Source organism: Clostridium sp. USBA 49 (genome assembly GCF_900167505.1).
In the GTDB taxonomy this organism is placed as follows: Bacteria; Bacillota; Clostridia; order Clostridiales; family Clostridiaceae; genus Clostridium_AT; species Clostridium_AT prolinivorans.
Genome location: NZ_FUYD01000021.1, coordinates 1 through 17,520 on the forward strand (window position 1 = coordinate 1; position 17,520 = coordinate 17,520).

Consider the following 17,520-nt stretch of genomic DNA (forward strand, 5'->3'; position numbering starts at 1 on the left):
TTAGATGCTAGACTTAAACATTTTAGCAAGTATAAGCTTCTAATAATAGATGAATTAGGTTATTTACCAATAGATAAGGAAGATTCTAAGTTGTTTTTTCAACTTATTGATATGAGATATGAAAAAAAGAGTACGATATTAACAACTAATATAAATTTTAATGCTTGGGATGATGTTTTCTATGATCCAGTTATTGCAAATGCTATCTTAGATAGGATTTTACACCATGCTCATGTTGTTTCTATTAATGGAAAATCATATCGCTTAAAAGATCATTTTAAACAAGAGGATGAGTAAAAAAGCTACATTCTTAAATGATCAAAAAGTTACATTTTAATCTTGACATTTATAGGAATCTTTACTTCCAAGGGTTTTATATTAAGGTGTTTTGTCTCTTCGGCGATTCTTTTTAAATCATCTGCCGTCAATTTCTTTTCCATTCTATTCACTCCCTTTCATAATCTCCTTATACAATCCTTTCGGTTTTCTCTTTTCGCATATTTTCTTGATTCTGTGCAATATTGTAAAAAGCATACATTTTACACTCTTTAATTGCTTGTCAAAATATCTTATGTAAAAACAAATATATAAACATTCAAAAACTAATATATATAGCAAATGCTGGTGCTTTCTTTTTTAATCATAATCGTTATTCTTGTATAACTACAACTTATAAATATTATCAATCTGAGGATATTTATCTACAAATGTTTTATTTGCTACCTGGAGTTTTTCAAGATACTCTCTATATGAGTCACTCAATATTTTTAAATTTTCAATAAATATATCATAATAACCGCTCTCTTGCTGAAACTGCAATAATAATTGCTGCATTTTACAGGCTGGTGATTTTTTATATTCATCTGAATTTCTATATTCCAAATATTTCCCAATATCTTCCTTATTTTCTTTTAAATATATATCTATATTGTTTACTGCATCTATTATAGATGAATTTATTCTCTGCATATCTATCTTTTCCAACTGTCCAAGACCTTGCAGCAAATATTCTTCCAATTCTTTCGGAAATTCTATTTTTGAAACCGTATCTAAGTAATCAACAATTTTATTATATGCCTCTTCTTTTTCCTCAGTATCAATTTTCCCATTAAGAAACTGTCCAAAATGTATGCATAGATACATTCCATAACCTCCTGGAAATGCTTGCAACAATTTCTCTTTAATTGTGAAATGCTTCTCAATGTTTTCTTCAATATAGGTAATTGCTTGGTCAATATTATAATCATCCATCAACTGTTCTAAACATTTTTTCTTAGCCATTGCTTTTTCAACTTCTAAATCCATCTTATATTTGCACTTTGCCAGAGCAGCGGCTTTATTTGTACTTGCAAGAATATCTTTGATTTCAGCAATGCTGATGCCTAATTTCCTTAAAACTCCAATTTCTTTTAATACAGAAATATCTTCATCGCTATAATTTCGGTAACCATTATCCTCAACCGCTGGAGAAATCAATCCCTGCTGCTCATAATATTCAACTGCTTTTTTTGTCAATTTACATTTTTTACAAACATCTTTAATTAACATTCGTATCACCTCATAATTTATCATAGGCTAACCCCTAAGGTGATAGTCAATACCTATTTTGTATAAAGTTCAAAAATATACGCAATGTAAAGAATACTTTTTCTGATAAATTCTCACATTTGCTTTATCAATTTTCAATGTTTTTTCAGCAAATACTGCTTATTTTGTTTGCCTAATGAAATCACTGCTCATTTAAAATTCGGTTCCCGAAGGCATTAAGTTTCTGGCAAGGCTCGTACTTTGTACGATAGCATTTTCCATTTAAGAACAAGAATGGATTATAGGCACCAATAGTATGTGTTTCACCGTTTTTTAATATAATAGTTACCTGCAATAATTGACCAGCATACTCTCTTACAGAATTATCTTCCCGATATATAGCAATCTCTTTTAAAATATCCGCTAATTCGGCAATATCTTCTTCGTCCGTTAGGTCTATGGTTTTTTCAGACGGCATAATAAATAATTCCGCAGACACGATTTCACTAGCAGATAATTTTGCAAAAGGTTTTCTTCCAAATGTACTGAATAATATAACCGCCAAAATCCCAAGAACCAATATACTGACAACAATAATAATTTTTTTATTCATCTTAAATACTCTCCACTATATAAAAGCGTATTTACTTATTCAGACGAAGCAATTGCCTTATTGTTCCACAAAATACTTCAATATTTCATCTCAAAGTATTTATCCAAATAATTTCCATCGCCCATTTTCTCTGTTTCAATATTTCCATTAATTGGACTTGATAGAATGTAATATCTGCATAAATAATCTGAACTAATATACATAATATGATTTCAAAAATCAAAATCATCTTTTGACTCTTTGACTCTTCATTTATTTTCCTCCACATTTATTATAAATATCTGCTGTTTCGCTTTATTCCACTAATATGCAATATAAGAATCTATTTATCGGCTTTGTTTCGCTTTTTATTATTCCTAAACATATAAATTCCAACTAATTCAAGTCCAATTGCAAGTCCAATTCATAAACCAGAAACGAAATCAGGCAGTTCTATCATATACTTTAATAATAATGTTACAGCAATATAATTAAACCTGTTCCAAGAATTAAATTTTGGCGTTTCATATTGCTTATTCCTCCATTATAAATTAACAAATTTGTCTTATAATAATAATACTATTATATATACATTTTTTGGCCTTTACTATCCCTCAAACAAATGCTGCTTACTTTCCTTTTGACAGCGTCAAAACAACTATTTCGGGATGATTGAAAAGCCTTTGGAAAATAATGCTGTTTCCAAGTCCCCTGCTTACAATCATAGTGCAGTTCCCTCTTTTGTATTCTCCTGATGTATATTCAGGGAAAAACCCCTGATTCGGCGCAATCAATCCACCTGCAAATGGAAGCCTTACCTGTCCGCCATGAGCATGTCCAGATAAAACTAAATCGAATCCATACTCACTATATAATGGAAACATCTCGGGTCTATGGGCTAAAAGAATCTTGAATACATCGTTTTCTTTTATTTCCTTTACGCTTTTTTATTTCATTTTCAACTACTTTTGTTTCCTCATATATCGCTTGAGTTGACGCAGGGTCATCTATTCCCGTAATATAAATACCATCTTTACCTTTGCCTATTCTATCACAGGTATTTAGTAAAACATGAACATTATTTTCTTTCATAACTTTTTCCAGAAACTCAAACTTCCCTGAGCACCATTCATGATTTCCTGTCACAAAATAGGTCGGGGCAATTTTTACAATCTGTCTCACCAGTTCCAAGCCAACCTCTGCATCAAAATGCCTGCTGTCAACCAAATCCCCTGTAAATACTATTAAGTCTGGTTGTGCATCTTCAATTTTCTCAACAAGATTCTTCTGCCCTTTACCAAACTCCTTGCTGTGCAAATCTGACAAATGAACTATTTTGTATCCATCAAAAGCATTAGGTAACTTAGGAGATTCAACAGTGATTTTTGTAATAGTTATGAAATTATTTTCAAAATGCAAAAATACCCATATGCAAATACATATAAGAATAAAAGCCAAGACTTTTGTTCTCTTCATAAAATCTATCTTCCTTGTTATTTGTTATTATCTTTTTAGCAAACTGTTTTTTAGTACAAATCTATATTCAAAATACAATTTTGGTTCAGCGTTAACATATTTTCCTTTAGCCCTGGTTAATTTAACACCTTTTTATCCTGTTTAAAGTAAACAGCACCTTTAGGACAACTTTTCACACATTCCATGCATAAAATGCACTCTGTTCCATTTTCCCTGCTTCTTTTGCTGTCTAAGATATCCACCATACCTTGACTCTAATTTTTCTTCTTTAATATACTAATTCAATTTTTTATTTTTTCCAGCCAGCAAGTTTTAAAAGCCAAAACATCATCATAAAATTCCGTTTTAAATATCAAAATACTTACTGCTGTGATAATTATGGCTGGGACAACTAAATATAAAGCACCGCCAAAAGCGTCCAAAATATTTAGCATACGCAGCAGTCCCAAAACTAAATAAACAGGCAGCAAACCAAAGATAAAAATATAAACTCCTGACAGCAGAAACATCGTTATTTTAAATGCTATTCTGCTGCCTTTATAGTAAAAAAATATGTTAACTAAAATTATTGCGCTAATAAATGTTTTTTCTGTTATTCCTTTGATACCTTTAGATACTAAACTTAAAGCAATATCTGCAGATAAAAGAAAAATTAAAATAATTATACCTGTATTTACGATTTTCCTGCCCCTGCTAACCTGTTCACTGCTAAAAAGCAAAATTATCTATCTACCCCTTCTAATAAATTGAATTGGAGAATCACTTAACCCCATATCATCATTTGTAATCAATAAATCTTAAAAAACTCCCAGCATTTTATTGTTTGGCATATAATGATAAATAAAATGCTTTTAGTTCATCCTTGATGTCCTGTAATAAGTAATGCCATCTTATATTCCGAATGGCACCTTCTAAAGCATATAACCTGTTTATGCAAGCACTACTTCAATAATGTATATCAACTCATTATAATCTCTGAATCAAAAAATCGTTCTTGGAACTCCACCAGCGCTTGTATTTGTTCTTTGCTGTATTTGTGTGGATGCTTTGATACTACCAATTTATCTTCAATATCATTTTTTCTATGAATTATTGCTATTACAACACCCTCAAATTCTTTTAGAGGCTGAAACTCTCCTATAATATAAGCATCAACTTCTTCACCATCTTCAGAGATTGTGTTAGGTATATATCCGTAATTTAAGAGATAATATATTTCATGCTCTGGGTGCTTTGAGCATAACGGCCTATCAACAATGACTTTAACCTTTTTATTCAAATATTCACGCATTATACTTTCTCCTTTTTTATTACTCAACATAACACTATTATACATTAAATTTATTAATACAACTTTATTAACTATCTGACACGACTTTATTATTTTTAACACAAGTTTTTTATCTCTGACATAACTTTTTTATTTTACCCCTTTTCCTTTGCCCTATTTAGAATAAAACTTAATCCTAACTATGTATATAAATAAAAAACTCATGTCAAAACCCAACACCCCTCAAACCCTTGCACCTTCTCGCCTTAACCCTATTTTCCTAATCTCTTCCATATAAAAAAGTCATGTCATAAATCACCCCTTCTAATCGTTTTTCTCTCCTAATATTTTCCTATTTCCCCTCTCATTTTAGATAAAAAAGTCGTGTCAGGAATAGGGAAAAACAGGGATACGATTCAAGGGAAAAGGGGAAAGTTTTTTTCAATATCTTTCATCAATACTCTATTCGAATCCAATAAAATCAATACTTTTAACCTTATACCTTACCCCTTTACCCTACTCATCCTAAAACAAAAATCATGGCTCCAATAAGGTTTTCTACCCTATTTTAGCCATGACTTTTAACATGACTTTTTTATTTTTAACACGACTTTTTTATTCGTCACACGAGTTTTTTAGAGTTATACAACAATACTCAATCAACTAAACATTTTATTTATTCTACTGTAACTGATTTAGCTAAATTTCTTGGTTTATCAACATCACAACCCTTTTGTACTGCTATATAGTAAGAAAGAAGCTGAAGAGGTATTACTGAAAGTACTGGTGAAAATACATCATGTGTTTTTGGAATATAAATAGCAGAATCTACAGTTTTTTGTATATCCTTATTTTCTTCAAAAGCAATAGCTAATACATTAGCTCCTCTTGTTTTAACTTCTTTAATATTACTTACCATTTTTTCAAATAAATCCTTTTGAGTTGCAAGAGATATTACTACTGTTCCATTTTCAACTAAAGCTATTGGTCCATGTTTAAGTTCTCCTGCTGCATAAGCTTCTGAATGAATATATGATACTTCCTTAACTTTTAAAGAACCTTCTAAAGCTGCTGCATAATCTAATCCTCTACCTAAAAAGAACATATCTTTATGCATATAAGTCTTTGAAGCAAATTTTTGAATTACTTCTTTGTGCTTTAATAATTCTTCAGCTTTTTCAGGAAGTTTAAGCATTTCTTTCTTTAATTCTTCTATTTCTTCTTTGGATAATGTTTCTTTAAGTTCTGCAAAATAAAGAGCTATTATATAAAGTGCAATAAGCTGAGTTACATAAGCTTTTGTAGAAGCAACTGCAATTTCCGGCCCAGCCCAAGTATATAAAACATCCTCGGCTTCTCTTGATACAGAACTTCCTACTACATTTGTAATAGCTATAACTCTTGCTCCATGATTTTTAGCTTCTCTAAGTGCTGCTAAAGTATCTGCTGTTTCTCCTGATTGGCTTATAACTATCATTAAACTTTTTTCATCTATTATTGGATTTCTATATCTAAATTCAGATGCTATATCAACTTCTACTGGTATTCTAGCTAATTTTTCTATAACATACTTTCCTACCATTCCAGCATGGTAAGCTGTACCACATGCCACTATATAAACTTTATTTATATTTTCAAGCTGCTCTTTTGTTAATGTAATTTTATCTAAAGTTACAGGCTTTCCTAATACAATTCTTGACGACATTGTATCTTTTATTGCCTTTGGCTGTTCATGAATTTCTTTTATCATAAAATGTTCAAAGCCGCCTTTTTCTGCAGCATCTGCATTCCAAGTTACATGATATATATCTTTCTTTATTTCTTCTTCATCTTCTGTAAGAAGTTTTACTCCATCTTTTGTAATAACTACAAATTCTTTATCATTTAAAAGATAAATATCTCTTGTGTAGTTTAGAATTGCTGGAATATCTGAAGCTATAAAATATTCATCTTTTCCAATTCCTACTATAAGAGGACTGTCTTTTCTAACTGCTACAAGTTTTCCTGGTTCATAAGTTGAAACTACACCTATAGCATAACTTCCTTCCATTTTTGATGCAGCTTTCATAACTGCCTTTTCTAAATTTCCATCATAATAATAATCTATAAGATGAGGTATAACCTCTGTATCAGTTTCTGATGTGAATTTATATCCTTTTTCTGCAAGCCATTCTCTTAAAGCTATATAATTTTCTATTATTCCATTGTGCACTACACTTATAGTGCCATCTCCATTAGAATGTGGATGTGAATTAACATCTGAAGGTTCACCATGAGTTGCCCATCTTGTATGTCCTATACCAATCATCCCATGTATTGGGTTTTCATTTAACTTTGCTTCAAGGTTAGAAAGTCTTCCTTTACATTTGGTAACTTTTAATTTGTCATTTTCTATTATAGCTACTCCTGCTGAATCATATCCCCTATATTCAAGTTTTGAAAGTCCACTTACTAAAATTGGTGATGCTTCCTTTTTCCCTACATATCCTACTATTCCACACATATTACAAATCTCCCTTTCTTTTCTGTATTATAATTTTGATAATAATTGTGTTTTATTATTTTTTATAAAAGAAAGGTTTTAAGCACATAGGCTGATGTTGTTCCAAGAATCACTCCTTGGGTTTATCAGCTTTTAACGATAGTGCAATACCGTGGGACATCCGCCGAAATCTCGATACTTCCCATCCTCGTCAACTTAAGATTTATTACATTCTTAAGTTCTGGCGCTTTAATTTAAATTTTATAACTCTACCCTCCTTTAAATTTCTCACCTTTCTTTCTATAAAACACATCTATTATATTATATGAAAAATTATGTGGCTTGGTCAATGTTTTTAATAAATAAAAAATAGAAAATATTGGGCTATAAAAGTTGTTTATTCCAATATTTTCTATAAATATTTAAATTATTTATTTTTATTTATTGCTTCTTTTAATGTGTGCCATGCAAGTACTGCACATTTAACTCTTGCTGGCATATTAGAAATATTTTTTAATGCCATAGCATCCTCAAGTCTTTCTAATTCATTTTCATCTGTAATTTCTCTTTTAATCATTCCTATAAATGTTTCTATTAATTTTAAAGCTTCTTCTTTTGATTTCCCTGTAATTATATCAATCATCATAGAAGTTGAAGCTTGAGATATAGCACAACCATTTCCTGTAAAAGCTGCTTCTTCAATAATATCTCCATTAAATTTTAATTCAAGTTCTATATCATCTCCACAGCTTGGATTATGACCTCTTTCTGTGCATGTTGCATAATCTAAATGTCTTTTATTTAATGTATTTTGGCTGTGTTCCAATATAAGTTCTGTATATATTTGACTAAGATCCATAACCTAACCACTTCCTTGCATTTTTAATACTTTCTATAAATATATCTATTTCTTCTTTTGTATTATAAAAATAAAAGCTTACTCTTGATAAAGCTGGAACCCCTAAATATTTCATTAAAGGTTGTGCACAATGATGGCCTGCTCTTATTGCAACTCCATAAGTATCTACAATACTTGAAATATCATGAGGATGACATCCTTGAACAGTAAAAGATATTATTCCTCCTCTATTTTCTAAATTTTTAGGGCCATATATTTTAATATATGGAAGATTAATCATTTTATCTAAAGCATAAGCAGTAAGTTCTTTTTCATAATTATAAATATTATACAACCCTATATTTTCTAAGTAATCTATAGCCGCAGAAAGCCCTGCAGCTCCTTCAACATTTTGTGTTCCTGCTTCAAATTTAAAAGGAATTTCTGCAAAGGTAGTTTCCTGTTCTTCAACATATTCAATCATATCTCCACCTAATAAAAATGGTGGCATATTCTCTATAATATTCTTTTTAGCATATAAAACGCCAATTCCCATTGGGCCTAGCATTTTATGGCCTGAAAACACTAAAAAATCTGCATCTAAATATTTCACATCAACTTTCATATGTGGAACACTTTGTGCTGCATCTATTAAAACTACTGCTCCTTTAGAGTGGGCGTATTCTATAATTTCTTTAACTTTATATATTGTTCCAAGTACATTAGACATTTGTGCAATTGATACAATTTTTGTTTTATTAGTTATTTTTTCTTTCACTTCTTCCATTGTAAGTCTAAAATCGGAATTTAAATACATATATTTAAGAATAGCACCACGAGTTTTTGCTACTCTCTGCCATGGAATAATATTACTATGATGTTCTGAAATACATAAAACTATTTCATCTCCAGGCTTTAAAAAATTCATTCCATATGAATTTGCTACAAGGTTTAAAGATTCAGTTGCATTCTTTGTAAATATTATTTCTTTTGATGATGACGCATTTATAAATTTCTTTACCTTTTCTCTGGTGTTTTCATAAATTTCTGTGGCTGCAACTGACAAATAATGTGCTCCTCTATGTGGATTCCCATTGTTTATTTCATTATAATTTTTTATTGCATCAATAACTTGTTTGGGTTTATGAGTTGTAGCTGCATTATCAAGATATACTAATTGTTTATCATTTATATGCTTTGAAAGAATAGGAAAATCATGCCTTATTTTTTCTACATCAAAATTATGCATTTACAATCCTCCTGTGTATTTCTTTGGTTATTTCTTCTTTTAAATATTCCATTGGAATTTTATCAATTATTGGTGTAAAAGATGCTTCTACTATAAGTTTTTTAGCCTCTTTTTCATCTAATCCACGACTCATTAAATAAAATAATTTATCACTATCTATTTGACCTGCACTAGCTGCATGCTGACCTTCTACATCATCTTCTTCACATAAAAGCAGAGGAATTGCATCAGCCTTAACTGTTTTATCTAAAAGTATAGCATATTCTTCTTCAATTCCTTTAGAACGACTTGCACCTTTTTTAAAATTTAAAGTACCTTTAAATATTTTTTTTGCATTGTCTTTTAATGCACCTCTAGTTTCTATATTGCTTATACTTCTTCTTCCTTTATGATTTATTAAATAGCTTAAATCAATATATCTTTTCCCATCAGCTAAATATATAGAACTTATATTTGCTTCACTATTTTCTTCCTCTAAATTATTTATATAATTTGTAGTACTAATTTCTGCTCCAAGTTCAATTTGTATAGAATTTACTTTTGCCCCATAGCCTTCAAAAGCTATATGACTATCAAAATGCTTAGAATTATCGTTAAGTCTTTGAAGTTTTACTATGTTAATGACAGAATTTTTTTTTGCATATATTTTAGTTAATCCATTATGAAAAGCTTCAACATCATCTTTAGTTGAATAATCTATGACTATAGTAATTTCACTGTTTTCTTCTGCTATTATTATATTTTTATCTATAACTACTGGATTTTCTTTATCTATTTTATATTCAATTTTTATTGGATCCTTTAATTTTATATTTTGGGGTATATGAATGAAAATTCCTGAATTGTAATATTTTTCTGCTAAATCTATAAATTCTTTTGATACTCCAAAATCTTCTTTCTTATTATTAAAATATTTTAAATATTGATTATAATCTATATCTGAACTCATTTTTTTAAGTGTAATATCTGAAATTTCATAACTTTTTATGAAATCTTTGTTATAAGTTAAATTTTCTTTAATTTTAAAATTGTTTAATATATTTTCATTTACTTTAAGCCATCTCCATGTTATAACTGGAAGAGTATTTAAAGCTGTGTTTTCTATTTTCAAAGTACTGTTCCTCCTTTTATAATTTTTGTTTAAAATAATCTACTTTTTATCCTATAGTTCCTTCAAGTTCAAGCTTGATTAAATTATTCATTTCCACTGCATATTCAAGAGGAAGCTCTTTTGCTATAGGTTCTACAAAGCCTCTAACAATCATAGCTTTTGCTTCTTTTTCACTTATACCTCTGCTCATTAAATAAAATATAGCATCATCACTTATTCTTCCTATTTTAGCTTCATGTCCTATATCTACATCATCATTCATTAAATCTATAACTGGAATTGTGTCTGATTTTGATTTATTATCAAGCATAAGCGATTCACAAGATATTGTTGATTTTACATGGTGAGCGTTATGCGCTACACGTAATGCCCCTCTATATAATGCCTTTCCTCCATCTTTTGATATTGATTTTGAATTTATAGTTGAAGTAGTATAAGGAGCTGCATGAATAACCTTAACACCAGTATCAAGATTTTGTCCTTTACCTGCAAAAGTTATTCCTGTAAATTCTACTTTAGATCTTTCACCTTTTAATATAGTCATTGGATATAACATAGAAACTTTAGATCCAAATGAACCCGATACCCATTCCATTATTCCATCTTTTTCTACTATAGCTCTTTTGGTATTTAAGTTATACATATTTTTAGACCAATTTTCTATAGTACTGTATCTAAGCCTTGCTCCTTCTTTGACAAAAAGTTCAACACAGCCTGCATGAAGATTGTTTACATTATACTTTGGTGCTGAACACCCTTCTATAAAATGAAGTTTTGCACCTTTTTCAACTATTATAAGTGTATGTTCAAATTGTCCAGCTCCTGGTGCATTAAGTCTAAAATAAGATTGAAGAGGAATATCTACCTCTACACCTTCTGGAACATAAACAAATGATCCTCCAGACCACACTGCCCCATGAAGTGCTGCAAATTTATGATCATTTGGTTTAACACAAGTCATAAAATATTCTTTGACTATGCTTTCATATTCTTTAACAGCTGTATCTATGTCTGTATAAATTACCCCTTTTTTAACTAAATCTTCTTTTATACTGTGATAAACTACTTCTGAATCATATTGTGCTCCTACTCCTGCAAGTGAAGTTTGTTCTGCTTTTGGAATACCTAAAATATCAAAAGTTTTTTTAATTTCTTCTGGTACTTCTTCCCATTTGCCTTTCATTTCTGTATTGGGTTTAACATATGTTACTATATTTTCAATGTGAAGATCTGTTAAATCTGGTCCCCATGGAGGTAGTTCCATGCTATTATATATTTCTAAAGACTTTAATCTAAAATCTGTCATCCATTTAGGTTCATTTTTTTCTTTTGATATTTTTAATATAATATCTGAAGATAATCCTTCCTCTGTTTTAAAACTGTATTTAAATTCATTTTTAATATCATATATTCCTCTATTTGGCTCATTTACATAAGTCTTTTTTGTTATTTTTTCTTCCATTTAATTCACCTCTTATTTAATATAACTTCAATTTTAGTTATATTATCTTTCAATAATTCGATTGCTCTAGATTTAGTGGGATTTCTTTTTATAAGACCTTTTTTTCTAATCGTTCTAGATTCCCATGAACAGTATAGAAGTTAATTTAAAATTTACTTAAAAGCTTCATATCCATTAGCTTCTATTTCTTTTGCTAAAGAAATATCTGAAGTTTTAACAATTTTTCCATCTATTAATATATGAACAAAATCCGGTTTTAAATAATCTAATATTTTATTGTGGTGAGTTATTATAAGTATAGAATTTTCACTGTTTTTTAAAGAATTAACTCCTTGTGATACTGTTTTAATAGCATCTACATCAAGGCCTGAATCAGTTTCATCTAAAATAGCAAGTTTTGGTTCTAATATTGCCATTTGAAGTATTTCATTTTTCTTTTTTTCCCCACCAGAAAAGCCTTGATTTAAGTATCTTTGTGCATATTCTTCTTTCATATTTAAAAGATCCATTTTTTCCTTTAAAGCTTTTTTAAAAGTTAAAATTTTTAAGGGTTTTCCTGTAATAGCCATTTTTGCTGTTCTTAAAAAATTTTCTACAGTAACCCCAGGTATTTCTTCTGGGTATTGAAATGATAAAAATATTCCTCTTTTAGCTCTTTCATCTGCTTTTAAGTTATTAATAACTTCATTTTCAAAAATAATTTCACCATCTAATATTTCGTATTTTGGGTGTCCCATAAGAGTGTTAGCTAAAGTTGATTTTCCTGCACCATTAGGTCCCATAATTGCATGAACTTCACCTTTGCCTATTTCTAAGTTTAATCCTTTAAGTATTTGCTTATCATCTATTTGAGTTTTTAAATTTATTATTTTTAATAATTTATCCATATTTATTATCTCCTCCAAAATATATGAGTATTTTACTCTGAATTAATATTACAATTAATTGTTATTTATTTATGTGATTTAAATCACTTTTTATGATATATGAGTATTTTACTCTGAATTGTCTTATTATATCCTACTATTTTACTCAGAATTAGTCAATATTAATTTTTATAATATCTTAATATGTAAAGTTTAATTTACATATTAAAAATTAGGTATAAAAAAAAGGAGCTATAAACATTAAAGTCATAGCTCCTTTTTTTTAAATTATAATTATAAGTATCATAGAGTATATAAAAATAGAGTATATAAAAATCAATTTATTTTAGTAAAATTTTTCTATGTTAAGAAATTTTCTATCTTACCTGACTTCCTGTTGGAAGATCTCCTGGTATTGTTACAGCAAATAGCTTGCTATCATCATCAGTTGATGCAGCAAGAATCATACCTTGAGAAATTTCTCCTCTTAATTTAACAGGTTTTAAGTTAGCAACTAATACTACATATTTACCTATTAAATCTTCAGGTTTATAATATTGTGCTATACCTGAAACTACCTGTCTTTCTTCTCCTCCTAAATCTACCTTAAGCTTTAAAAGCTTTTTAGCGCCTTTAATATGCTCACAGGATATAACCTTAGCTACTCTTAAATCTATTTTTTCAAAATCTTCTAATGTTATTTCTTCTTTAATTGGCTTAATAGAAGTCTTTTCTTCTTCTTTTTTATTTTCTGACTTAAGCTTTAAATCTTCAAGCTCTTTAAGTTTAGATTCTACATCTATCCTTGGAAATATAGGCTCTCCTTTTTTTACTTTTGTATTAGCTTCAGTACCATCAAATGCTGATAAACTATCCCAAGATATTAAGTTAATAGAAAGCTGCTCATTTATTTTGGAAGCTGTTGAAGGTAAAAATGAAGATATTAATACAGATACAAATCTTAATGCTTCAGCTAAATTATATAAAACTGTTCCTAATCTATCTTTCTTGCTTTCATCTTTTGCAAGTATCCAAGGTGTTGTTTCATCTATATATTTATTAGCCCTTCTTATAAGTGTCCAAATTTCACCTAAAGCTTCTGGAATTCTTAATTTATCTATATTTTCTTCTACCTTTTTAGGTGTATTTAAAGCTAATTCTATAAGCTCATTATCTATTGATTCTTTTGCAATTGGAGCAGGTATAATACCTCCAAAATATTTTTCTATCATTGCTACTGTTCTAGATAAAAGATTTCCTAAATCATTTGCAAGGTCAGAATTTATCTTTTTTATAAATATTTCATTATTAAATAGTCCATCTGAACCAAAAGGTATTTCTCTTAGCAAATAATATCTTATAGCATCTACCCCAAAATGTTTTGCTAAAATTACTGGATCAACCACATTCCCCTTAGATTTTGACATTTTACCTCCATCAACTAAAAGCCATCCATGACCAAATACCTGTTTAGGAAGTGGAAGTCCAAGTGCCATAAGCATAATAGGCCAGTAAATTGTGTGAAATCTTAGTATATCTTTCCCAATTAAATGTACATCTGCAGGCCAATATTTTTCATAAAGTTCTGTATTTTCTCCATTATATCCTAAAGCTGTTATATAGTTTGATAAAGCATCTATCCAGACATAGACTACATGACCTTTATCAAATTCTACAGGTATGCCCCAATTAAATGAAGTTCTAGAAACACATAAATCTTGAAGACCTGGTCTTAAAAAATTATTAAGCATTTCATTTTTTCTTGATTCTGGCTGAATAAACTCTGGATGAGTTTCTATATATTCAATAAGTTTGTCAGCGTATTTTGACATTTTAAAAAAGTAAGCTTCTTCTGTTTTCTTTTCGACTGGTCTTCCACAATCTGGGCAATTACCGTTTATAAGTTGAGTTTCAGTCCAAAAGGATTCACAAGGTATACAGTAATGTCCTTCATATGAACTTTTATAAATATCTCCTTGTTCATAAAGTTTATTAAATATTTTTTGAACTGCTTTTTCATGATAACTATCTGTTGTTCTTATAAATTTATCATAACTTATATTCATTAATTTCCAAAGATCTTTTATTCCTGCGACTATTTCATCTACATATTCTTTAGGAGTAACTCCTCTTTCTTCTGCAATTCTTTGAATTTTTTCGCCATGTTCATCTGTACCTGTTAAAAAGAATACATCGTAACCTGTTAATCTTTTAAATCTTGCTAAAGCGTCTGCAGCTACAGTTGTATAAGTATTTCCAATATGCAAATTAGCTGATGGATAATATATTGGTGTTGTAATGTAGTATGTTTTTTTATCCATAAAATCTCCTCCTTTAAATAAAAGATTTATTACTATATCAATTGTTTTTAATATAAAACATTATATATATGTAAATTAAATAACTATTTCATCTGCATTTTTATCTTTTGTATCCAATAAAACATTATATATAAATTAAATAAAAAAACATAAGAATAAAATTTATATAAAGAATTTATGTTAACATTATACATATATAAATTTAAAAAAACCTCTATGCAGAAAATTCTACATAGAGGCGTAATATACGCGTTACCACTCTAATTCGTATCTATGTTACCATAGATACCTTGCTAAGTGACTCTATCTATTTATTATAAAAATAGATTTTTATCACTGTGCATTATAACGGATGCTGCCGTATTATCCTACTTTTATTCAGATAATATGCTCAGGGGCCATGTTCACAAATTTTCATACTGCTGGCTTTCACCCTCTCCAGCTCTCTTTTAAGCATTCCCATTTGTTACTCTTCCCTTCAATGCATTTAATTACATAATATATTATATATATTATTATGTCAATAATTATTTGAGTTTATACAAAATGCATATGATTGAGTTAATTCTTCGCTTGATAATTCTTCTGTTTTAAGCATTTGAGTTTATACAAAATACTTATGTATGTAATTTCAATTTTGCAAATACAAGCAAAATTGAATTATTATAATATCTTAATATATTATAATTTCTGTTAATAACTATTGATTTAAATAAACATGCAAAATCTATAGATAATGCACTTCAAAGAGTAAAAAGAAAACTTGAAAAAAGTCTATATAAAAATAATTAAAAAATCACCAGTAAAACCGCTGCTAATGTTATAAAATTCTTGAGACATTTTTTAAAATGGTTGATATAATTATTTAAATTTATGTAAATAATTATATAAAAAAGGAAGGGCGTCCCCTTCCTTTTTTATTATAAATATGTTTTTTTATTATAAATATGTTTTGTAATATTTGTAATATATTTTAGTAATTTAAAATATAATTTATTAAAATATATTTTAAATAAACATATTTTTTTAAACTTTTTTAAATATACTTTACTAATGCGCATTAAATTTTATTATTAATATTTAATAGTTTTAATTTGTAATTATTTTAATTACTCAACTATTTTAGTAACAACACCTGAACCAACTGTTCTTCCGCCTTCTCTTATAGCAAATCTTAATCCTTCATCCATTGCTACTGGTGTTATTAGTTCAACGTTCATGTCTATATGGTCTCCTGGCATTACCATTTCTACTCCTTCTGGTAATTTTATTGTGCCTGTTACGTCTGTTGTTCTAAAATAAAATTGTGGTCTATATCCATCAAAAAATGGTGTATGTCTTCCGCCTTCTTCTTTCTTTAGTACGTATACTTGACCTACAAATTTCTTGTGTGGATTTACACTGCCTGGTTTTGCTAATACCTGACCTCTTTCTATATCTGTTCTTTGTATTCCTCTTAGTAATGCTCCTATATTATCTCCTGCCATTGCTTGGTCTAAGAGCTTTCTAAACATTTCTACTCCTGTTACTACTGTCTTCTTTCTTTCTTCGCTTAATCCTACTATTTCTACTTCGTCTCCTACTTTTAGTATTCCACTTTCTACTCTTCCTGTTGCTACTGTTCCTCTTCCTGTTATTGTGAATACATCTTCTACTGGCATTAAGAATGGCTTATCTGTTGCTCTTTCTGGTGTTGGTATATAGCTATCTACTGCATCCATTAATTCCATTATGCATTTTGTTGCTTCTGGATCTGTTGGATTTTCTAATGCTTTTAATGCACTTCCTGTTATTATTGGGATTTCATCTCCTGGGAAGTTGTATTCATTTAATAACTCTCTTACTTCCATTTCTACTAATTCTAATAGTTCTGGATCGTCTACCATATCTGCTTTATTTAAAAATACTACTATGTAATCTACTCCTACTCTTGATGCTAGTAGTATATGCTCTCTTGTTTGTGGCATTGGACCATCTGCTGCACTTACTACTAATATTGCTCCGTCCATTTGTGCTGCTCCTGTTATCATGTTCTTTACATAGTCTGCGTGTCCTGGACAGTCTACGTGTGCATAGTGTCTGTTATCTGTTTCATATTCTACGTGTGCTGTATTTATTGTTATTCCTCTTTCTTTTTCTTCTGGTGCCTTATCTATTTCGTCATATTTTGTTGCTTCTGCATATCCTTTGTTTGCTAATACTGTTGTTATTGCTGCTGTTAATGTTGTCTTACCATGGTCTACGTGTCCTATTGTTCCAATATTTACATGTGGCTTGCTTCTTTCAAATTTTGCCTTTGACATTTTTATTTCCTCCTTTATTTCAA

At 29.3% G+C, this 17,520-nt stretch carries 16 protein-coding genes, 3 pseudogenes and 1 other annotated feature; of the genes and pseudogenes, 2 read left to right on the forward strand and 17 right to left on the reverse strand.

Annotation, left to right across the window (positions count from 1 at the left end; translation table 11 throughout):
* The coding region (locus tag B5D11_RS12125; protein ID WP_180377017.1) for an ATP-binding protein at positions 1-297 on the forward strand (297 nt) is incomplete at its 5' end.
* Positions 298-663: 366 nt separating this feature from the next.
* On the opposite strand, the gene B5D11_RS12130 is transcribed toward B5D11_RS12125, so the two are convergent.
* From B5D11_RS12130 to metG, 16 genes and pseudogenes are all read right to left on the reverse strand, one after another.
* Complete coding sequence (locus B5D11_RS12130) at positions 664-1,548, reverse strand: MerR family transcriptional regulator (RefSeq protein WP_078683277.1); 885 nt, start codon at positions 1,546-1,548, stop codon at positions 664-666.
* Between the two features lie 181 nt (positions 1,549-1,729).
* Positions 1,730-2,140 carry a hypothetical protein gene (locus B5D11_RS12135; protein WP_078683278.1) on the reverse strand — a complete coding sequence of 137 codons (411 nt, stop codon included), beginning with the start codon at positions 2,138-2,140 and terminating at the stop codon, positions 1,730-1,732.
* Positions 2,141-2,748: 608 nt separating this feature from the next.
* Positions 2,749-3,003: a metallophosphoesterase gene (locus B5D11_RS12750; RefSeq protein ID WP_207651104.1), complete on the reverse strand. Its 255-nt coding sequence runs from the start codon at positions 3,001-3,003 to the stop codon at positions 2,749-2,751.
* A 7-nt stretch (positions 3,004-3,010) separates the two neighbouring features.
* The gene (locus tag B5D11_RS12140) at positions 3,011-3,595 is read right to left on the reverse strand and encodes a metallophosphoesterase (RefSeq protein WP_207651105.1); all 585 of its coding nucleotides are present in this window, start codon (positions 3,593-3,595) and stop codon (positions 3,011-3,013) included.
* Between the two features lie 116 nt (positions 3,596-3,711).
* Positions 3,712-3,840 (reverse strand): 4Fe-4S binding protein, encoded by a 129-nt coding sequence (locus B5D11_RS12575; RefSeq protein ID WP_116485993.1) that lies wholly within the window; start codon positions 3,838-3,840, stop codon positions 3,712-3,714.
* A gap of 36 nt (positions 3,841-3,876) precedes the next feature.
* Positions 3,877-4,314 carry a hypothetical protein gene (locus B5D11_RS12145; RefSeq protein ID WP_078683279.1) on the reverse strand — a complete coding sequence of 146 codons (438 nt, stop codon included), beginning with the start codon at positions 4,312-4,314 and terminating at the stop codon, positions 3,877-3,879.
* A gap of 97 nt (positions 4,315-4,411) precedes the next feature.
* Positions 4,412-4,537, reverse strand: a pseudogene (locus tag B5D11_RS12150) (TfoX/Sxy family DNA transformation protein); the annotation flags it as partial.
* 16 nt (positions 4,538-4,553) lie between these two features.
* A complete protein-coding gene (locus tag B5D11_RS12155; protein ID WP_347476997.1) occupies positions 4,554-4,931 on the reverse strand; it encodes an inorganic diphosphatase in 378 nt (125 codons plus the stop codon).
* 610 nt (positions 4,932-5,541) lie between these two features.
* Entirely contained in the window at positions 5,542-7,368 is a 1,827-nt protein-coding gene (gene glmS / locus B5D11_RS12160) for a glutamine--fructose-6-phosphate transaminase (isomerizing) (protein ID WP_078683280.1), read from the reverse strand.
* A gap of 406 nt (positions 7,369-7,774) precedes the next feature.
* Positions 7,775-8,206, reverse strand: a complete 432-nt coding sequence (gene sufU / locus B5D11_RS12165) for a Fe-S cluster assembly sulfur transfer protein SufU (protein WP_078683281.1) — start codon at positions 8,204-8,206, stop codon at positions 7,775-7,777.
* Positions 8,196-9,434, reverse strand: a complete 1,239-nt coding sequence (locus B5D11_RS12170) for a cysteine desulfurase (protein ID WP_078683282.1) — start codon at positions 9,432-9,434, stop codon at positions 8,196-8,198. The genes sufU and B5D11_RS12170 overlap by 11 nt, the downstream gene beginning before the upstream one ends.
* On the reverse strand, positions 9,427-10,545 hold the full coding sequence (sufD, locus tag B5D11_RS12175) for a Fe-S cluster assembly protein SufD (RefSeq protein WP_127837524.1): 1,119 nt from the start codon (positions 10,543-10,545) through the stop codon (positions 9,427-9,429). The genes B5D11_RS12170 and sufD overlap by 8 nt, the downstream gene beginning before the upstream one ends.
* 46 nt (positions 10,546-10,591) lie before the next feature.
* Positions 10,592-12,007, reverse strand: coding sequence for a Fe-S cluster assembly protein SufB (sufB, locus tag B5D11_RS12180; RefSeq protein WP_078683284.1), 1,416 nt, complete (start codon positions 12,005-12,007; stop codon positions 10,592-10,594).
* A gap of 20 nt (positions 12,008-12,027) precedes the next feature.
* Positions 12,028-12,117, reverse strand: a pseudogene (locus tag B5D11_RS12890) (repressor LexA); the annotation flags it as partial.
* 42 nt (positions 12,118-12,159) lie between these two features.
* Positions 12,160-12,894 carry a Fe-S cluster assembly ATPase SufC gene (sufC, locus tag B5D11_RS12185; RefSeq protein ID WP_078683285.1) on the reverse strand — a complete coding sequence of 245 codons (735 nt, stop codon included), beginning with the start codon at positions 12,892-12,894 and terminating at the stop codon, positions 12,160-12,162.
* A gap of 356 nt (positions 12,895-13,250) precedes the next feature.
* Positions 13,251-15,194, reverse strand: a complete 1,944-nt coding sequence (gene metG, locus B5D11_RS12190) for a methionine--tRNA ligase (RefSeq protein WP_078683286.1) — start codon at positions 15,192-15,194, stop codon at positions 13,251-13,253.
* A 231-nt stretch (positions 15,195-15,425) separates the two neighbouring features.
* Positions 15,426-15,685 (reverse strand) — a binding site (T-box leader).
* A gap of 214 nt (positions 15,686-15,899) precedes the next feature.
* Between metG and B5D11_RS12895 the strand changes: the two are divergent.
* Positions 15,900-15,986: pseudogene (locus B5D11_RS12895) on the forward strand (RNA polymerase sporulation sigma factor SigH); the annotation flags it as partial.
* 317 nt (positions 15,987-16,303) lie between these two features.
* On the opposite strand, the gene tuf reads toward B5D11_RS12895, so the two are convergent.
* Positions 16,304-17,497 (reverse strand): elongation factor Tu, encoded by a 1,194-nt coding sequence (gene tuf / locus B5D11_RS12195; RefSeq protein WP_078683287.1) that lies wholly within the window; start codon positions 17,495-17,497, stop codon positions 16,304-16,306.
* Positions 17,498-17,520: the final 23 nt, after the last annotated feature.